Source organism: Streptomyces sp. HUAS MS02 (assembly GCF_055702265.1).
Map to the genome: position 1 here is coordinate 326699 of NZ_CM146747.1, position 17041 is coordinate 343739.

General features: G+C 72.0%; 16 protein-coding genes. 5 read left to right on the top strand and 11 right to left on the bottom strand.

The window, feature by feature from the left end; genetic code table 11:
- Window positions 1-24 precede the first annotated feature (24 nt).
- The 6 genes from ACZ9QC_RS01465 to ACZ9QC_RS01490 form a co-directional block, all read right to left on the bottom strand.
- The gene (locus ACZ9QC_RS01465) at window positions 25-930 is read right to left on the bottom strand and encodes a universal stress protein (protein WP_472918395.1); all 906 of its coding nucleotides are present in this window, start codon (window positions 928-930) and stop codon (window positions 25-27) included.
- Window positions 931-1119: 189 nt separating this feature from the next.
- On the bottom strand, window positions 1120-1749 hold the full coding sequence (locus ACZ9QC_RS01470) for a hypothetical protein (RefSeq protein ID WP_472918396.1): 630 nt from the start codon (window positions 1747-1749) through the stop codon (window positions 1120-1122).
- A 151-nt stretch (window positions 1750-1900) separates the two neighbouring features.
- Complete coding sequence (pflA, locus tag ACZ9QC_RS01475) at window positions 1901-2635, bottom strand: pyruvate formate-lyase-activating protein (RefSeq protein ID WP_472918397.1); 735 nt, start codon at window positions 2633-2635, stop codon at window positions 1901-1903.
- 5 nt (window positions 2636-2640) lie between these two features.
- The gene (pflB, locus tag ACZ9QC_RS01480; protein ID WP_472918398.1) at window positions 2641-4899 is read right to left on the bottom strand and encodes a formate C-acetyltransferase; all 2259 of its coding nucleotides are present in this window, start codon (window positions 4897-4899) and stop codon (window positions 2641-2643) included.
- A 153-nt stretch (window positions 4900-5052) separates the two neighbouring features.
- Window positions 5053-5976, bottom strand: a complete 924-nt coding sequence (locus ACZ9QC_RS01485; RefSeq protein WP_472918399.1) for a carbamate kinase — start codon at window positions 5974-5976, stop codon at window positions 5053-5055.
- Between the two features lie 164 nt (window positions 5977-6140).
- Window positions 6141-6446, bottom strand: coding sequence for a hypothetical protein (locus ACZ9QC_RS01490; RefSeq protein ID WP_472918400.1), 306 nt, complete (start codon window positions 6444-6446; stop codon window positions 6141-6143).
- Between the two features lie 196 nt (window positions 6447-6642).
- On the opposite strand from ACZ9QC_RS01490, the gene ACZ9QC_RS01495 reads away from it, so the two are divergent.
- Complete coding sequence (locus ACZ9QC_RS01495; protein ID WP_472918401.1) at window positions 6643-7107, top strand: cyclic nucleotide-binding domain-containing protein; 465 nt, start codon at window positions 6643-6645, stop codon at window positions 7105-7107.
- Window positions 7108-7162: 55 nt separating this feature from the next.
- The gene (locus ACZ9QC_RS01500; RefSeq protein WP_472918402.1) at window positions 7163-7846 is read left to right on the top strand and encodes a CBS domain-containing protein; all 684 of its coding nucleotides are present in this window, start codon (window positions 7163-7165) and stop codon (window positions 7844-7846) included.
- Window positions 7847-8312: 466 nt separating this feature from the next.
- Here ACZ9QC_RS01500 and ACZ9QC_RS01505 read toward each other — a convergent pair whose 3' ends face one another.
- Both ACZ9QC_RS01505 and ACZ9QC_RS01510 read right to left on the bottom strand, forming a co-directional pair.
- Window positions 8313-9191, bottom strand: coding sequence for an alpha/beta fold hydrolase (locus ACZ9QC_RS01505; RefSeq protein WP_472918403.1), 879 nt, complete (start codon window positions 9189-9191; stop codon window positions 8313-8315).
- Window positions 9192-9209: 18 nt separating this feature from the next.
- Window positions 9210-9911 carry an SDR family oxidoreductase gene (locus ACZ9QC_RS01510; RefSeq protein ID WP_472918404.1) on the bottom strand — a complete coding sequence of 234 codons (702 nt, stop codon included), beginning with the start codon at window positions 9909-9911 and terminating at the stop codon, window positions 9210-9212.
- A 156-nt stretch (window positions 9912-10067) separates the two neighbouring features.
- Between ACZ9QC_RS01510 and ACZ9QC_RS01515 the strand changes: the two genes are divergently transcribed.
- Window positions 10068-10637, top strand: a complete 570-nt coding sequence (locus ACZ9QC_RS01515) for a TetR/AcrR family transcriptional regulator (protein ID WP_472918405.1) — start codon at window positions 10068-10070, stop codon at window positions 10635-10637.
- Between the two features lie 81 nt (window positions 10638-10718).
- Window positions 10719-12554 (top strand): serine/threonine-protein kinase, encoded by a 1836-nt coding sequence (locus ACZ9QC_RS01520; protein WP_472918406.1) that lies wholly within the window; start codon window positions 10719-10721, stop codon window positions 12552-12554.
- A gap of 85 nt (window positions 12555-12639) precedes the next feature.
- On the opposite strand, the gene ACZ9QC_RS01525 is transcribed toward ACZ9QC_RS01520, so the two are convergent.
- From ACZ9QC_RS01525 to pgm, 3 genes are all read right to left on the bottom strand, one after another.
- Window positions 12640-12870, bottom strand: coding sequence for a hypothetical protein (locus tag ACZ9QC_RS01525; protein WP_472918407.1), 231 nt, complete (start codon window positions 12868-12870; stop codon window positions 12640-12642).
- Between the two features lie 63 nt (window positions 12871-12933).
- Window positions 12934-13965, bottom strand: a complete 1032-nt coding sequence (locus ACZ9QC_RS01530; protein ID WP_472918408.1) for a trypsin-like serine peptidase — start codon at window positions 13963-13965, stop codon at window positions 12934-12936.
- A 551-nt stretch (window positions 13966-14516) separates the two neighbouring features.
- Window positions 14517-16157: a phosphoglucomutase (alpha-D-glucose-1,6-bisphosphate-dependent) gene (gene pgm / locus ACZ9QC_RS01535; RefSeq protein WP_472918409.1), complete on the bottom strand. Its 1641-nt coding sequence runs from the start codon at window positions 16155-16157 to the stop codon at window positions 14517-14519.
- Window positions 16158-16328: 171 nt separating this feature from the next.
- On the opposite strand from pgm, the gene ACZ9QC_RS01540 reads away from it, so the two are divergent.
- Window positions 16329-16976, top strand: coding sequence for a class I SAM-dependent methyltransferase (locus ACZ9QC_RS01540; protein ID WP_472918410.1), 648 nt, complete (start codon window positions 16329-16331; stop codon window positions 16974-16976).
- The last annotated feature ends 65 nt before the right edge of the window (window positions 16977-17041 follow it).

Below are 17041 nucleotides of genomic sequence, written 5' to 3' on the forward strand. Positions count from 1 at the left end.
GGTTCAACTCCTCGGTTGGTGGCGTCAGTTGTGCGGGACGACGGCGACGGGGGCGGTGCTGTGGTGCAGGACCGCGTGGGTGACGGGGCCGATGTGGGCGCCGAAGGGGTTGCGGCGGATCCGGCGGCCCACGACGACCAGGGAGGCCTCGCGGGACGCGTCGACGAGGTGGTTGCCGGGGGTGCCGTAGTGCGACTCCTCGGTGACCTCGACGTTCGGGTGCTTCTCGCGCCACGGGCGCAGGACCTCGGCCAGGAAGGTGGTCTCGCGTCGGGCGAGGGCACCGTGGAGTTCCAGATCGACGGAGAGGCCGTACGCGTAGTAGGGCGGCGGGTTCCAGCCGTGCACGACACGCAGGGAGGTGTTCCGGCGGGCGGCCGCCGCGAACGCGAACTCGATCAGTTCCTCGTCGGGGCTCTCGATGTCGAGGCCGAGGACGACGGGCCGGAACGGTGTCGCCGCGGACGGGATGCCGGCCGGGTCCATCTCGTGCTCGTCCGAGGCCAGTTCGGCGGCGCGGACCAGGACCGTCGGCCGTTCGGCGTGCGCCACGACCGCCAGCCCGACCGAGCCGACCATGAATCCGCCGATGCCGCTCAGTCCGCGGGAGCCCAGGACCAGCAGTTCGGCGTCCTTCGCCTCGTCGACCAGCACCTCGGAGGGGCGACCGGAGACGTGCTCGGTGACGACCTCCAGCCCGGGGTGGCGCAGGCGGATGCCCTCGGCCGCCTCGCGGGGGACGCGCTCGGTCCAGTGCTGCTGCGTCTCCGTGCCGAGCAGCGGTGCCTGCGCCATGGGTGCCGGGACGGGCTCCCAGACATGGACCAGCTTCAGCGGCACACCGAGCAGCTGGGCCTCACGGGCCGCCCACTCGGCCGCCGAGCGGCTCTCACGCGAGCCGTCGAGGCCGACGGTGACGGTGCGGTTCATGATCTCCACCTTTGGGGTCGGGGTACTGATCGGAGGGGTGGCGCAAGGGCTTCGGGGTCCCGGTTCGAGCTTCGTCCGCCGGGGCGGTTCCCGGCAGGGGCCGCAGGTCCCTCGGGTGGGCCGACCGGCCCTGCCCGGGGGCATGGTGGAGCCGCGGGCCCACCCTCGGGCCCGCGGCCCCTCCTGCGGTCAACGCAGCCAGGGGCTGCGGCGCACCAGCGGGAGTCCGGCCCAGAACCTGCCCAGGCCGAGGGTGTTGCCGGCGGCCGTGGCGGCGAGCACCACCATGACGACGGCGTAGACGAGGTGGTACTCCGCGAACGGGTTCGTCGACATGCTCGGCGAGCCGTCGGACAGGTGCTGCGCGGGCGGCCATTCGGCGATCCACATCAGCGCCATCATCACCGTGCCGGCGACGGCCGCGAGCCGCAGCGCCACACCGGCGGTGAGGGCGACTCCGATGCCGAGGAGACCGAGCATGAAAAGCCAGTCGGCCCAGGCGTCCCCCGCCCAGGAGTGGAAGGTGGACTCCATGGGCCCGACGGCCACGGAGCCGAGGAAGCCCTTGGTCGGCGAGCCGCCGTCGATCCAGCCCTTGCCGGACTGGGTGGCGTAGCCGAGGCCGAAGGTCTTGTCGAGGAACGCCCACAGGAAGACGAATCCGGTGAGCAGACGCAGGGAGGCGAGGGCGTAGGCCGCCACCACGTGCGTTCCGGTCGCCTCCGCGAGGGCGGGCTCGGTCGGCGAGGCGGTCCGGCCCGCGCGGAAGGACGGCAGGTGGAGGCCCGGCCTCCGGTGAGGGTGCTCGTGCACGGCCATGATGGGCTTCCCTTCGGGAACGGTGGGGACCTTGTGTGTTGCCTTCACTCTCGTCGCGTCAGGCCCGCCGCGCCGGATGCCGAAGGTCTGCGGCCGGTGGGCTGAACGTCCCTGCGCACAAGGCCTGTTGGGCGCCGGGGCCGGAGCCGGATCAGTAGGCGCGCACGCCGTGCGTCCTGAACCGTTCGCGGACCCGTTCGGTCAGGTCGGCGTCCGGGCAGGGGGTGTCGCGGAGCGGGAACGGCAGCCCGAGGGCCTCGTACTTGGCGGCGCCGAGCCTGTGGAACGGCAGGACGTCCACGCGGTCGACCGCGCCGAGGCCGGCCACGAAGCGGGCGAGGCCCTCGACGGATTCCGGTTCGTCCGTCCAGCCGGGCACCAGGACGTATCTGATCCACATCGGGACGCCGAGCCGGTCGAGGCGGGTGGCGAAGTTCAGGGTGGGGCGCAGTTCGCCGCCCGTGAGCCGCCGGTAGGTGGTGACGTCGAAGGACTTGATGTCCAACAGGACCAGATCGGTGACGGCCAGGAGTTCGTCGGTGGCGCGGGCGCCGAGGAAACCCGAGGTGTCGAGGGCGGTGTGGAGCCCCAGCTCCTTGCAGCGGCGCAGGACCTCACCGGTGAAACCGGACTGGAGGAGGGGTTCGCCGCCCGTGAGGGTGACCCCGCCGCCCGCCGTGGTGAGGAACGCGTGGTACTTCTCGATCTCCGCCATCACCTCGTCGACCGTGGTCTCCTTCCCGTCGCGCATGTGCCAGGTGTCGGGGTTGGCGCAGTACAGACAGCGCAGCGGACAGCCGGCGACGAAGAGGACGAAGCGGGTCCCGGGACCGTCCACGCCGGTGGACAGGTCCCAGGAGTGGATCCGGCCCGTGGGCGAGTGCATCCGGCTCACATCGACCCGTGGAAGGTGCGGCTGATCACGTCGAGCTGCTGCTCGCGGGTGAGCCGCACGAAGTTGACGGCGTATCCGGAGACGCGGACGGTCAGGTCGGGGTACTTCTCCGGGTGCTCCATCGCGTCCTGGAGCGTGGCGCGGTCCAGCACGTTGACGTTCATGTGGAAGCCGCCCGCGGCCGTGTAGGCGTCGAGGATGCCGACGAGATGGCCCGCGCGCTCGTCGGGACGGTGGCCGAGTCCCTCCGGGGTGATGGTCGTCGTCAGCGAGATGCCGTCGCGGGCCTGCTCGTACGGCAGCTTCGCCACCGAGAGGGCCGAGGCGGCGACCCCGTGCCGGTCGCGGCCGTTCATGGGGTTGGCGCCGGGCGCGAAGGGCTGTCCGGCGCGGCGGCCGTCGGGGGTGTTGCCGGTGTGTTTGCCGTAGACCACGTTGGAGGTGATGGTGAGGACCGACTGGGTGTGTTCGGCGTTCCGGTAGGTGGGGTGCGCGCGCACCTTCGCCATGAACGACTCGACCAGGTGGACGGCGATGTCGTCGGCGCGGTCGTCGTTGTTGCCGAAGGTCGGGAAGTCCCCCTCGGTACGGAAGTCGACGGCCAGGCCGGTGGCGTCCCGGAACACCTTCACCCGTGCGTACTTGACGGCCGACAGGCTGTCCACGGCGACCGACAGCCCCGCGATGCCGCAGGCCATGAAGCGGTGCACCGGGTGGTCGTGCAGCGCCATCTCGATGCTTTCGTAGGCGTACTTGTCGTGCATGTAGTGGATGACGTTGAGCGCGTCGACGTACGTCGCGGCAAGCCAGTCCAGGACGCGGTCGTACGCCGCGGAGAGCTCCTCGTGGTCCAGGTACTCCCCGGTGAGCGGGGGCATGGCAGGGGCGACCTGCTCGGAGGTCATCTCGTCCCGGCCGCCGTTGACCGCGTACAGCAGTGCCTTGGCGAGGTTCACCCGGGCGCCGAAGAACTGCATCTGCCGGCCCACGGTCATGGCGGAGACACAGCAGGCGATCGCCGTGTCGTCCCCGGTGCGGGGGCGCGTCAGCTCGTCGGACTCGTACTGGACGGCGCTGGTGTCGATGGAGACCTGGGCGCAGAACCGCTTGAAGCCCTCGGGCAGCCGCGGCGACCACAGCACCGTGAGGTTCGGCTCGGGGGCGGGGCCCAGGTTGTACAGCGTCTGCAGGAAGCGGAAGGAGGTGCGGGTGACCAGCGGGCGTCCGTCGGCGCCGATGCCGCCGATGGACTCCGTCACCCAGGTGGGGTCGCCGGAGAAGAGGGCGTCGTACTCGGGGGTGCGCAGGAACCGTACGATCCGCAGCTTGATGACGAAGTCGTCGATCAGCTCCTGGGCGCGGGTCTCGTCGAGCACTCCGTCGGTCAGGTCCCGCTGGAGGTAGACGTCGAGGAAGGTCGAGGTGCGGCCCAGCGACATCGCGGCGCCGTTCTGTTCCTTCACGGCGGCGAGGTAGCCGAGGTAGAGCCACTGCACGGCCTCGTGGGCGGTGGCCGCGGGGCGGGAGACGTCGCAGCCGTAGCCGGCGGCCATCCGGGTCAGCGCGCCCAACGCCCGGATCTGCTCGGCGAGTTCCTCCCGGTCCCGGATGACGTCGGCGGTGGAGGGCCGGGCGTCCAGCAGGGCCCGCTCGGCCTTCTTGGCCTCGGTCAGCCGGTCCGTGCCGTAGAGCGCCACGCGACGGTAGTCGCCGATGATCCGGCCCCGTCCGTAGGAGTCCGGGAGCCCGGTGATGATGCCCGCCCTGCGGGCGGCCCGCATCTCGGGGGTGTAGGCGTCGAAGACACCGTCGTTGTGGGTCTTGCGGTAGGTGCCGAAGACCCGGGTGACGAACGGGTCGGGCTCGTAGCCGTAGGCCCGCAGGCCGTTCTCCACCATCCGCAGCCCGCCGTTCGGCATGATCGCGCGCTTGAGCGGCGCGTCCGTCTGCAGGCCGACGATCAGTTCGCGGTCGCGGTCGATGTACCCGGGCGCGTGCGAGGTGATCGTCGAAGGGGTCGCGGTGTCGACGTCGAGGACGCCACGGCTGCGCTCCTCGGGGAAGAGCGCGACGATCTTCTCCCAGACCGCGCGGGTACGGTCCGTCGGGCCGCTCAGGAAGCCGGCGTCGCCCTCGTACGGGGTGTAGTTGGCCTGGATGAAGTCACGCACGTCGACCTGTTCGCGCCAGTGCGTCCCGGCGAAGTCCCGCCAGGCGTCGCTCGTTCGGCTGCCCACGGTCGTGGTCGCGGTCATCGCCGGTCCTCTCCTCGGTTCGTCGCACCTGCCTGTCCCTCGGATGCTGGTCGCTCGACGCCGGGCGCGGGGAGTGCCGAGGGGCGCACGCGACCGGGCCGTTGGGCCCTTTCTCCGGTGCCGGGCGGCCCGGGACCCGGCGGCGGCGTGCGCTCACTGCGTGGGCAGCCCGGGGCGGATCAGCGTGCCCGAGAGTCCGTGGACGATCTGGTAGGCCGCGTCCAGGGCGCCGATGGCGGCCAGCCCTCCGGTACGGCTGACGAACCGGGCGGCGGCCTCGGCCTTCGGGCCCATGGAACCGTCGGGGAAGCGGCGCCCGCGCAGCTGGTCGGGGGTGGCGTCGAGGAGGGGGCGCTGCTCCGGTGTGCCGTAGCCGTCGTACACGTAGGGCACGTCCGTGAGGATCAGCAGGAAGTCGGCCTTCAGTTCCTCGGCGAGCAGGGCGGCGGTGAGGTCCTTGTCCACGACCGCCTCGACGCCGGTGAGCGCACCGGTGACAGGGTCGGCGGTGACCGGTACGCCACCGCCGCCTCCGCAGATCACCAGCGTGCCGGTGGCGAGGAGTTCACGCACCGTGTCGGTCTCCAGGACGCGTTCGGGGCTCGGGGAGGGTACGACGCGCCGTCGGCCCTCGCCGGCCGGCGCCATGTGCCAGCCGTGCGTGCGGGCGAGGCGGCGGGCGGCGTCCCGCGGATACACCTGGCCCACCGGCTTGGCGGGCCGGTCGAAGGCCGGGTCGTCACGCCGGACGAGGGTGTGGGTCACCAGGGTGGCGATCCGGCGGCGCGGCATGGCGTTGTGCAGGGCGCGGGCCAGCAGGGAGCCGATCATGCCCTGGGTCTGGGCCCCGAGGAGGTGCATCGGGTAGGGCGCGCTCAGCGCGGCGTCCGACTCGCTCTCCCGCGCGAGCAGCCCGAGCTGGGGGCCGTTGCCGTGGGTGACCACGATTTCGTGGTCACGGGCCAGAGCGGCGAGGGCGGTGGCGACCCGGTCCACGTTCGCCTGCTGGACGGCCGCGTCGGGGCGATCGCCCCGGTGCAGCAGGGCGTTGCCGCCGAGGGCGACGACCATACGCATGACTCGGTCCTCCAGGGGCGGCGAGTACGGTCCTGACGGTGTGCGGCCGGTTTTCGGGCCGGCGCCTGCCGCGGCCCGGGCGGCCCGGAGACGGGTGCTCCGGGCCGCCCGGGCCGCCCACGGTCGCTGCCCGGTCGCCGTGTCCCCGGACGGGGGCCGGCCCCTCAGTGGTGTGCCGGCGTCCGCCGGGGCGGGGGCGGGGTGCGGTCCGCCGGGGTCACGGGCGGGTGATCGGGTGTGCGGTGCGCGGGGGTCGCGGGCGAGCGGTCGGATGTGCGGTGTGTCGGGGTGGGGGACGGCCCGCCCGGGGTCCCGTCCGTGTGGGCGGTGGGCTGCCGGTCCCGCCGGCGCCGCAGCCGCCGCACGTACAGCGCGTCCAGCAGGGCGCTCACCACGAACGTGAGCGTCGCGGACACGGCCAGGAGGACGGCGAACAGCCTCCAGAAGTCGGGAGTCAGTGAGGTACCCACGGTTCTCATCCCCCTCGCTCGGGCAGGTCTTCCCATGTCTCCATGGAACAGCGGGGCCCGGGCCGCCACAGGGTGCCGGAAGGCTCGTCCGCCGTGCCGACCGGCCCGGGTGGAGGACCGGACGGCCCATGGCGGGTGGGGGCGGCGCGGCACAGGCTGGGCATGGCAGTTCCGGTAGACCGCCTGGAGGCACGCCATGATCACCACACCCACGCCCAGCATGCTGCGGGCGCTGCCCGCCGAGCACCGGCAGCGGCTGATGCGCGTCGCCCGTGAGGTGGCCTTCCCACAAGGGACACGGCTGTTCGAGGAGGGGAGCCGGGCCGACCGGTTCTGGATCATCCGCACGGGCAGCGTCGAACTCGACATGCGGGTGCCGGGCCGCCGGCCGGCCGTCATCGAGTCGCTCCGGCACAACGAACTCGTCGGCTGGTCCTGGCTGTTCCCCCCGCACGTCTGGCACCTGGGCGCCGAGGCGACGACACCGGTGCGGGCGTACGAGTTCGACGCCACGGCCGTGCGTCTCATGTGCCAGGAGGACCCGGACATGGGCCGGGCCGTCGGCCTGTGGGTAGGAGAGGTGCTCGCCCACCGTCTGCAGGCGGCACGGACCCGGCTGCTGGACCTGTACGCCCCCTACGGAGCCGGCAACGTCGGCTGAGGCCACTCGCCCGCCCTCCCCAGCACGGCCCAGCACGGACTTCGAAGGAGAGATCATGCACGGCACACCGCACGTCGTCGGCGACGTCATGACCCGGACGGTCGTGACAGTCGGCCGTGGGACGGTCTTCAAGGAGATCGTCCGGCTGATGCGGGACAGGCGGATCAGCGCCGTGCCCGTGGTCGAGGCAGGGGGCCGGGTGGTCGGTGTCGTGTCCGAGGCGGACCTGTTGCCCAAGGAGGAGTTCCGCGACAGCGACCCCGACCGGTACACCCAGCTGCGACGCCTGGCGGATCTCGCGAAGGCCGGTGCGGTGACCGCCGAGGAGCTGATGACCTCCCCCGCCCTCACGGTCGGTTCGGGGGAGACGCTCGCCCAGGCGGCCCGCACGATGGCCCGGGCCAGGGTCAAGCGCCTTCCGGTGGTCGACGCGGGCGGGGTGCTGGTGGGCGTCGTCAGCCGCGTGGATCTGCTGAAGGTGTTCCTCCGGACCGACGAGGAGATCGCCGAGGAGGTCCGGCGTGAGGTCGTCGCCTACCTCTTCCCGTCCCCGGACTCCGCGGTCCGGGTGGACGTGCGGGACGGTGTCGTACGACTGGGCGGCCGGGTCCGGGACACCTCGTTGGTACCGGTGGCGGCCCGGCTCGTCCGTGCCGTGGAGGGTGTGGTGTCCGTCGACTTCGACCTGACGCCTCCCGGAACATCGGCCCAGTCGCAGGAGGCGGCCGCGCCCCGATGATTCGCCGGACACAGCGGGACGGGCCGACGCCACTCCTCGTCGGCCCGCCCCGCTGTGTCCGGCGTGCATGTGGCGACGGTCGATGCGGCCCGTCACCGAGGTGCTGGGCCGCATCACTGCCCGCCACCCGGAGGCGAGGGGCTCCGTGACCGAGCCGCGCGTACGAACGAGACCGCGTCCCGGCACTGCGCTCGCCTCTCACCTCCGGCGCACCGGGACCGCGCACACCATCGTCGAGCCGCCCTCCGTCGAGCCCTCGTCGAAGCGGGGCAGCGTGATCACGGCCGTCCCCTCGGCCCGTTCGAGCAGGGTCAGTTCGGGGACGACGCCGCCAGGTCGAGATTCCAGCGGCCTCGCCCGGCCTCCCCCTCCCCCACCGGAAGCCCAGCGAGCCGCCTGGGACCCGGTTCGCCGGAACCCGGTCCAGGAGGGCGATCCCTCTGGGGTGGACGCCGGTTCACCCGGGTCACGCCACCGCGTTCAACAGGTCGGCCAGTACGTCGGGCCGTTCCAGGGCGATGAAGTGGCCGGCCTGCGGCACCTCGGTGAAGTCGGCGCTCGGGAGCAGTCGCCGATCGGCCTCCCGGTCCGCCGGCCGGGACCAGTCCTTCTCGCCGTAGACGAGGTGGACGGGGGCCTTGACCTCGGGGTAGCGCGCGCGGGCCGCGATGAGGCTGGGCAGGGCCTGGTACACGCCCCGGGCGACGGCCGGGTAGCCGGGGCGGCCTCCGACCCGGAGGAGTTCGTCGACGTAGTCCTCCCGCAGTGCGCTCCTGTCACCGAGGCCGCCCCGGAGGATCTTGCTGAGGGCGGCCCTGGGCTCCACCCCGGCGATCAGCGGGCCCACTCCCGGCGCGAGGACGCCGCCGACCACCAGCCGGGCGAGCAGCGAGGACCGGGCGATGCCGCCGCGGAAGTCGTAGGTGTTGACCGCGACGACGCGCCGTACCCGCTCCGGGAGATCGGCCGCGGTGGTGAGGGCGAGCACGGCCCCCATGGACTCTCCGACCAACGTGACGTCCTGGAGGTCGAGTTCGGCCAGGAGACGCTCCACGCCCGCGCGCATGGCCGGCTCGTCGTACGACGCCCCGGGCACGATCTCGGAGTAGCCCATCCCCGGCAGGTCCAGGGCGTACACGGTGTACCGGTCCGCGAGGGAAGGGATGAGGTGACGGAAGTGCTCGGCCTGGGTGCGCACGGTGTGCAGCAGGACCAGGGGGGCGCCGGAGCCCGCCTTCAGGTAGCGCAGTGTCCCCTCGCGGCCCCGGAGTTCCGCGCGCGGGGCGATGGTGTGGCTCGTGGTCCCCGGGATGTGGATCGTGGGCCCTGACTCCCGTACGGGCATCTCGCCGCTTCCCCTCTCCTACGCGGCCAGCTGGGCGTACAGCCCGGCCAGGTCACCGGACAGGCCCGCCTTGACCTGCCGCGAGATGTCGTCGGCGAGCACCTCGTACGCGCCCGTCTCGACCCCGTCGAGGGCCAGTGCCGCGACGTCACGGGGGTCGGACTTGGGCGCGTCGACGCCGGCCGCCAGATCGGTGTCCACGTACCCCACGTGCAGTCCGGTGACGGAGATGCCGCGCGGCTGGAGCTCCAGGCGCAGGGAGTTGGTCTGCGACCACAGGGCGGCCTTGGAGGCGCTGTAGGAGCCGCCGAGAGCCAGCCAGGAGAGCACGGAGTGGACATTGAGGAGGTGGCCGCCGCCGTTGCGCTGGATGACGGGCGCGAAGGCCCGGGTGAGGAGGAGGGGGCCGTAGAAGTTGGTCTCGAACTCCCGGCGCACGTCGTCGACCGGGGAGTCGAGGAAGGACGCGCCGACCGAGGCACCGGCGTTGTTGATCAGCACGGTGACGTCCTCCGCCCGTGCGGCGGCGGCCGCGACGGAAGCGGGGTCGGTGACCTCCAGCGCCACGGGGACCGCGTCGGGGTGCGTCACGGTGCGCGGGTCGCGGGCCGTGGCGTAGACCTTGCCGGCACCGCGCGCGAACAGCTCCTCCACCAGCGCCTTGCCTATGCCACGGCTGCCGCCGGTGACGAAGACGTGTGCGCCCTTCAATGCGGTCATGACTACCTCCGAAGAATGGGAAACCGATCGGTTTCCCTCACCGTAAACCGATCGGTTTCCAGGCGCAAGGCCGGGGGCCGATCCGCCACGGGTGCGCAGACCCCCACTGGAAACCGATCAGTTTTCATTCGGCGTGAATCGCGTTAGCCTCGCGGTATGACCACCGAGGCGAAGCCCAGTCCCCGGGAGCGGCTGCTCAGCGCGGCGGCCACCCTCACCTACCGAGAGGGCGTCGGCATCGGCGTCGAGGCCCTGTGCAGGGCGGCGGGGGTGTCGAAGCGCTCCATGTACCAGCTGTTCGAGAGCAAGGACGACCTGCTGGCGGCGAGCCTGGAGCAGCGCACCGCCCACTACGTGGCGGCGCTCCTGCCCGCGGCGGAGGACGACCGGCCGCCCCGGGAACGGATCCTGCACGTCTTCCGGCAGATGGAAGCGCAGTCGGGAACGCCCGAGTTCCACGGCTGCCCCTACCTGGCAGCCCAGATCGAGCTGAAGGACCAGAACCATCCCGCCAGCCGTGTCGCCCGGCAGGTCAAGCAGAACCTGACCGGCTTCTTCCGCACCGAGGCCGAGCGGGGCGGGGCGAAGGACCCCGACCTGCTGGCCCGGCAGCTCAGCCTGGTCTTCGACGGCGCCGGCGCCCGCGCGGGCATCGGAGCGGACACTCTCACGGGCCTCGTCGAGCCCACGGTGACCACGCTGCTCGACGCGGCGGGCATGCGCTGACCGCGTCACCTCCGGGTCTCCCGCGAGACCGGGCCCCGGGGGCCGAGAGGGCTGTCGGTCGCGGCAACTATGCTCCCGCCCATGAACGAGGACGACAGAGGCCCCGTCAGACGAGTCGTCGACGGGCGCTTCGAGTTGGAGACCCGCCTCGGCGGGGGCGGGATGGGGACGGTCTGGCGGGCCCGGGACCTGGTGCTGCACCGGCTCGTGGCGGTCAAGGAGGTCCGCCCGCCCGACCGGGACCTCGCCGAGTACGACCCGGACGGCGCGCGGACGCTACGGGAACGGGTGCTGCGCGAGGCCAGGGCACTGGCCCGCATCGACCATCCGAACGTCGTCACCATCCACCACATCGTCGACGGCGGCGACGGCACCTACCCGTGGATCGTGATGGAACTGGTCAGCGGCGGCTCGCTGGCCGACCGGCTGACCCAGGGCCCGATGCCGCCGGCCGAGGCCGCGCGGATCGGCCGGCAGGTGCTGGGCGCACTGACCGCCGCGCACGACGCCGGGATCCAGCACCGTGACGTCAAGCCGGCCAACGTCCTGCTGCGCCCCGACGGGCGCCCCGTCCTGACCGACTTCGGTATCGCCGCGATCCGCGAGACGAGCGGTCTCACCGCCACCGGCTCCGTCATCGGCACGCCCGACTTCATGGCACCGGAACGCATATCGGGGCACGAGGGCGGATCCGCCTCCGACCTGTGGTCGCTGGCGATGATGCTGTACGCCGCCGTGGAGGGACACCACCCGCTGCGCCGGGGCTCCACCCTGGCCACGCTCGCGGCGGTCCTCAACGACGACGTGGCGCCCCCGGTGCGCGCCGGCGCGCTGGGCGACGTCCTGATGAGCGTGCTCGTGCGCGATCCGGCGGCGCGGCCGTCCGCGGCCGTACTGGACGCGCGACTCGCCGAGGTCGAGTCGGGGACGGCCACCGTGCCCGCCACCCCGCCCGTGCGGGACGAACCCACGTCGTATGCGCTGCATCCGCCGACTCCCGGCACCGGGGTCGGGCCGGGAGTTTCCGGCACCACGCGCGTCACCTCCGCGGGCTTCGGTCCGCCGCCCGCCCAGTCACCCCCCGTCCACACACCACCCGTTCACTCACCGCCACACCACTCGCCGCCCGTTCAGCCACCGCTGGGCCACGCCCCGCTGGTCCAGTCGCTGCCGGGCTCGGGGCCGTACCAGCCGACGACCGCGCCCGTGAAGGAGGTACGGCGACAGGGGCCCCGTCTCGCGGTCCTGCTGAGCCTGTCGGGGGTGTCGCTCGCCGGTGTCCTGGTCCTGCTGTGGTGGCTGCTGCCCCTGGACGACGCCCGTGACACGAACGCGAACGCCGGGCCGACCACCTCCACCTCGGCCTCGGAGTCGAAGTCGAAGTCGTCCGCCGCACCGTCCGACGACGCGTCACCGACCGAGGACGACCAGGACACCCAGCAGTCGAGCGACGTGGCAGTCGGCGGCATGCTGACCCCGAACGGCATCCGCACGGCGATCAAGGCGTTCGAGAAGGAGACCGGCCGCGACAGGTACGGGGACTTCTCGGTCTACCCGGACTACGTGTCGGCCCAGCTCATGGTCGAGGGCAGTGACACGAAGTACGACAGCTACACCTACCGCCCGGGGCGGGGCGTGGAGAAGGGCATCATCAAGGGCACGCTCGCCGGTGGCGAACAGCCCGTCAGCCTCGACGACTTCGACTGGGACAAGGTTCCCGCCCTGTTGAAGGAGGCGGAGAAGAAGCTCAACGTTCCCGATCCGGAGAATCGTTATCTGCTGGTCAAGCAGCCCAACGACATCTTCGACACCCCGGCCGGAATGGCCGTGTACCTGAGCGACGAGTACAACCAGTCCGGCTACCTGGAGGCCGACACCGACGGCAAGGTGACCCGGGTGTACCCCGCGGCGGACTGACACGACACCCCGGGGCGTGGGGTCTCCCACGCCCCGGGGTGCCAAGCTTCCGACTGGTGCCATGCTCCTGGCGGGTGCTCGCCCGTCAGTCGCGCTTCGGCATGGGCGCGCCGTCGGCTTCCCTCATCCGCTCGGGCGTCCAGTACTGCCGGACCTTCTCCGGCTCCTGTCGTGTCTCATGGGCCGTGGTGCCGGAGTCCGGCTGCGAGTCGGGGTCCGAGGCGGTGGCCGCGGTGCGCCAGGCGGCCACCGCCACCACGACGGCCGCGACAACGGCGGCGGCCGCCGCCCAACGGCTCGTACCGCTACGACGCATGGCTGCCTCCTGTTCCTGTCAGGTGCTTCAGACGTTTCAGGTACTGAAGGTGCTTCAGGTGCTTCAGGTGACGCCGCCCTGGGCGTCGTACATTCCCTTGACCGCGTCGTCGAAGTAGGCGGCCTCGTTCCAGCCGGTCGAGGTGACGGTGCTCATCACGCCGTTGACCGATCCGAGGCCGTTGGAGTCGTTGAACACACGCAGCCATGGTCCTCCGCTGGACCCGCCGCCGAAGTTGCACTGGAGCTCGATGCCGTTGTCGCTGGCCGCCCGTGTCGTGCCCGTGCAGGCCCACTGGATCTCACCGCTGTCGAAGTTCCCCGGGTAGCCGAGGATGGTGACGGGCTGCGTGCGCGAGAAGTTCCAGCTCATCCCGTGGCCGCCGGTGACATTGACGATCTTGTTGCCGTTGAGGGGCCACGTGGTCACCATGGCCACGTCCCGCCTGAGGTCGCTGCTGTTGATCCAGGCGTTGAACGTGCGCATCTGCTTGGCGGCGAAGGTGCCGAACGGGCGGGCCCCGGAGCGGTAGCGCGGCACATAGACCCAGTTCGTCATCCAGGTGCCGCCGCTGCCGCCGTGGACGCAGTGCCCGGCCGTGACCACCATCTGTTTCGAGTCGCTGTTGAGGGCGCTCGCCGAACACGCGTACGTGCCGCCGTTGCTGGGGTTGGTGAAGAACACCTTGCCCACCGCCGCGGATTCGTTGATGCGCGGGGCCGCCTGGTCGGAACGGGCGGGGGCGGACGGGATCGTGCCCGGTTTCCCGGTGGGGCCGGCCTTCGTGGTGGCGGCGCCGGAGGACGCGGGCGCTCTGTCGAGCGAGACGGCCTTCGCCATCCGCTCCGGTGTCCAGTAGCGCTCCAGCGCGGCGATGTCCTGGGCCGAGTCGACCGGGTCACCGCTCGACAGACGTGCGGTCCGGCCGGCGCTGGTCGCACCGCTCCCGACGGCGGTGGGATCACCGCCGGCGCGCTCGGTCTGGGTGCGGGTCTGCGCCGGGGCGGGGGCCGCCTCGGCTGTCGTTGCCGCACCTATCAGCGCGAGGACGGTGGCCGCGGCCAGCGGGAGTATCGCGTGTCTGAGACTGCGCACGAAGTAGCTCCTTCGAAGATCGTGGGAGGGCGCACTCGGGAGTGAGTGCGTACTTCTGACGGCATGACCGACATGGCCGATCGATGTGCGGGCACAGCGAACCTAGGCCGGGCGAGGACATGCCAAACAGCCTCAGATCAGCCGCTCTGTCCTTGACTCGGGGTAACCCTGCTTATTCGGCCGGTCCGGATTTCCGCTTGCTCTCCGGCGGGGCATGGCCCACGCATGGCGGACCGCTCAGCGGGCCTTGGTGAGGTGCTCGACCCTGAGGCGCCACTCCTGACGTGGTGTCCGGACTCCGGCTTCATCAGAACACTGCGCAGAACGCGCGCCCCGTCGGCGCGGATGCGCGCGGATGCGGAGTCGACAGCGGTCAGGGTGGCCGGTTCGACGTTCGGGAAGTAACCGACGATGTCCGGTTCGGGCTGTTGGTGGAGTGTCAGGTACTCGGGTGGTGGGCGAGCTTCGGACCGACCCGTCGCGGGCACCCGGGCATCCCGCGGATGCCCGGGTGCCCGCCACCGGCCTCACGCCATGTGAAGGGTCGGGCGTCAGCCGCCCAGGGCCGTGAGCACCACGGACCGGGCCTCCTCCTGGACCCGGGCCAGATGGTCCGGGCCGAGGAAGGACTCCCCGTAGATCTTGTAGACGTCCTCCGTGCCCGAGGGGCGGGCCGCGAACCAGGCGTTGGCGGTGGAGACCTTGATGCCGCCGAGGGCGGCTCCGTTGCCGGGGGCCTCGGTGAGGACCGATGTCACCGGGTCACCGGCGAGGGTGTCGGCGGTGACCTGGCGCGGCGACAACTTGGCCAGTAGCGCCTTCTCCTCGCGGGACGCCGGGGCGTCGACGCGCGCGTAGGCGGGGGCGCCGAAGCGGTCGGTCAGCTCGGTGTAGTGCCGCGAGGGGGTCTTGCCGGTGACGGCCGTGATCTCGGAGGCGAGCAGCGCCAGGATGATGCCGTCCTTGTCGGTGGTCCACACCGAGCCGTCGCGGCGCAGGAAGGACGCGCCGGCCGACTCCTCGCCGCCGAAGCCGAGCGTGCCGTCGGACAGTCCGTCCACGAACCACTTGAAGCCGACCGGGACTTCGACCAGCGGGCGGCCGGCGTCCGCCGCAACCCGGTCGATCATGCTGGACGACACCAGGGTCTTGCCGACGCCGGCGCCCGCGGGCCACTGCTGCCGGTGCGAGAAGAGGTACGAGATCGCCACGGCCAGATAGTGGTTGGGGTTCATCAGGCCCCCGTCCGGTGTGACGATGCCGTGCCGGTCGGCGTCGGCGTCGTTGCCGGTGGCGATGTCGAACCGGTCGCGCCGCTCGATGAGGGAGGCCATGGCGTACGGCGAGGAACAGTCCATGCGGATCTTGCCGTCCCAGTCCAGCGTCATGAAGCGCCAGGTGGGGTCGGTGAGCGGGTTGACCACCGTCAGGTCGAGCCCGTGCTGTTCGGCGATGCGGCCCCAGTAGGCGACCGAGGCGCCGCCCAGGGGGTCGGCGCCGATCCGTACGCCGGCGGACCGGATCGCCTCCAGGTCCAGCACCTCGGGGAGGTCCGCCACGTAGGCGCCGAGGAAGTCGTACCGGCCGGTGCCGGGGGCCGCCAGGGCGCGGGCGTACGGGACGCGCCGTACGTCCTTCAGGCCCCCCGCGATGATGTCGTTGGCGCGGTCCTGGATCCAGGAGGTCGCCTCCGAGCCGGCCGGCCCGCCGCTCGGCGGGTTGTACTTGAAGCCGCCGTCGGCGGGCGGGTTGTGCGAGGGCGTGACGACCACGCCGTCGGCGAGGCCGGACGTACGGCCACGGTTGTGGGTGAGGATGGCGAGCGAGACCGCCGGGGTGGGCGTGTAGCCGTCGGTCTGGTCGATGAGGACGGTCACGTCGTTGGCGGCGAACACCTCCAGGGCCGTGATCCGCGCGGGCTCGGACAGGGCGTGGGTGTCGGCGCCGAGGAAGAGGGGGCCGTCCGTGCCCTGGGCGGCGCGGTACTCGCAGATGGCCTGGCTGGTGGCCGCGATGTGATCCTCGTTGAACGCCGCCGCGAGGGACGAGCCGCGGTGTCCCGAGGTGCCGAAGGCCACCCGCTGGCCGGGCTCGGCGGGGTCCGGCCGCAGCGCGTAGTACGCCGTGACCAGACGGGCCACGTCGATGAGGTCCTCGGGCCCGGCGACCTGCCCCGCTCGCGCGTCCTGCATGCCCCGCTCCTCCGCAAAGGTCGACCGTCGAGGACCGTTGAACACGGTCCTCCGAGTACGGTCCTCATTCTCCCCTGCCCGGCCCGCCGTGACGCACGCGCACCGGGCGGCCGTTGTGGCGTGTGTCCCGCGGGTGCGACCATACGGGTCGATGAGCGAAGGGACGCCGACGTGAGGCAAGAGGACCAACGGCCGCCCGCCGCGGCGCTGTTCGACGCGCTGGGTCCCTCCTACGAGAAGGCGTTCGCGCGTGCTCCCGCCCATCTGTCCGCGCTGGACTGGCTGATCGAGCGGCTGCCGCCGGCGGCGCGGACGCTGGACGTGGGCAGCGGCACGGGGCGGCCCACGGCAGCCGCGCTGGTCGAGGCGGGCCACTCCGTGCTGGGCGTCGACGTCTCCCCCGTCATGGTGGAACTCGCCGCCCGTCAGGTCCCCGAAGCCGAGTTCCGGCACGGCGACATCCGGGATCTCCCCCTCGACGCCGACTCGTTCGACGGCGTGTGCGTGTTCTTCTCGCTGCTGCAGATGACGCGCGCCGAGCAGACGGCGCTGACGCGGCGGCTGGCTCTCGCCCTCAGGCCGGGCGGGCATCTGGTGCTGGCCACCGTGCCCGCGGACGTGGAGGACGTCGAGGTGCTCTTCATGGGCCTGCCGGTCCGCGCGACCAGCTTCGCCGAGGAGGGCGTCGTCGGCATGGTGGAGGCGGCGGGGCTGACGGTCCTGTCCCGGCACAGCGCCGTGTTCACGCCGGACCATCCCGGCGCCGGGCCCGAGCCGCATCTGTTCCTGTACTGCCGTCGCGACGAGAACGGGAACTGAAGCGCGGCTGACGCGAGACTGATGTGCGGCTGACGCGCTTCCGGGAGGCTCTCGTTCGGTGTTCG

What these genes read in the sequence shown, in the direction of transcription:
- ACZ9QC_RS01465 (WP_472918395.1), bottom strand. Translation starts at nt 930, where the DNA reads ATGAACCGCACCGTCACCGTCGGCCTCGACGGCTCGCGTGAGAGCCGC.
- ACZ9QC_RS01470 (WP_472918396.1), bottom strand. Translation starts at nt 1,749, where the DNA reads ATGGCCGTGCACGAGCACCCTCACCGGAGGCCGGGCCTCCACCTGCCG.
- pflA (WP_472918397.1), bottom strand. Translation starts at nt 2,635, where the DNA reads ATGCACTCGCCCACGGGCCGGATCCACTCCTGGGACCTGTCCACCGGC.
- pflB (WP_472918398.1), bottom strand. Translation starts at nt 4,899, where the DNA reads ATGACCGCGACCACGACCGTGGGCAGCCGAACGAGCGACGCCTGGCGG.
- ACZ9QC_RS01485 (WP_472918399.1), bottom strand. Translation starts at nt 5,976, where the DNA reads ATGCGTATGGTCGTCGCCCTCGGCGGCAACGCCCTGCTGCACCGGGGC.
- ACZ9QC_RS01495 (WP_472918401.1), top strand. Translation starts at nt 6,643, where the DNA reads ATGATCACCACACCCACGCCCAGCATGCTGCGGGCGCTGCCCGCCGAG.
- ACZ9QC_RS01500 (WP_472918402.1), top strand. Translation starts at nt 7,163, where the DNA reads ATGCACGGCACACCGCACGTCGTCGGCGACGTCATGACCCGGACGGTC.
- ACZ9QC_RS01505 (WP_472918403.1), bottom strand. Translation starts at nt 9,191, where the DNA reads ATGCCCGTACGGGAGTCAGGGCCCACGATCCACATCCCGGGGACCACG.
- ACZ9QC_RS01510 (WP_472918404.1), bottom strand. Translation starts at nt 9,911, where the DNA reads ATGACCGCATTGAAGGGCGCACACGTCTTCGTCACCGGCGGCAGCCGT.
- ACZ9QC_RS01515 (WP_472918405.1), top strand. Translation starts at nt 10,068, where the DNA reads ATGACCACCGAGGCGAAGCCCAGTCCCCGGGAGCGGCTGCTCAGCGCG.
- ACZ9QC_RS01520 (WP_472918406.1), top strand. Translation starts at nt 10,719, where the DNA reads ATGAACGAGGACGACAGAGGCCCCGTCAGACGAGTCGTCGACGGGCGC.
- ACZ9QC_RS01525 (WP_472918407.1), bottom strand. Translation starts at nt 12,870, where the DNA reads ATGCGTCGTAGCGGTACGAGCCGTTGGGCGGCGGCCGCCGCCGTTGTC.
- pgm (WP_472918409.1), bottom strand. Translation starts at nt 16,157, where the DNA reads ATGCAGGACGCGCGAGCGGGGCAGGTCGCCGGGCCCGAGGACCTCATC.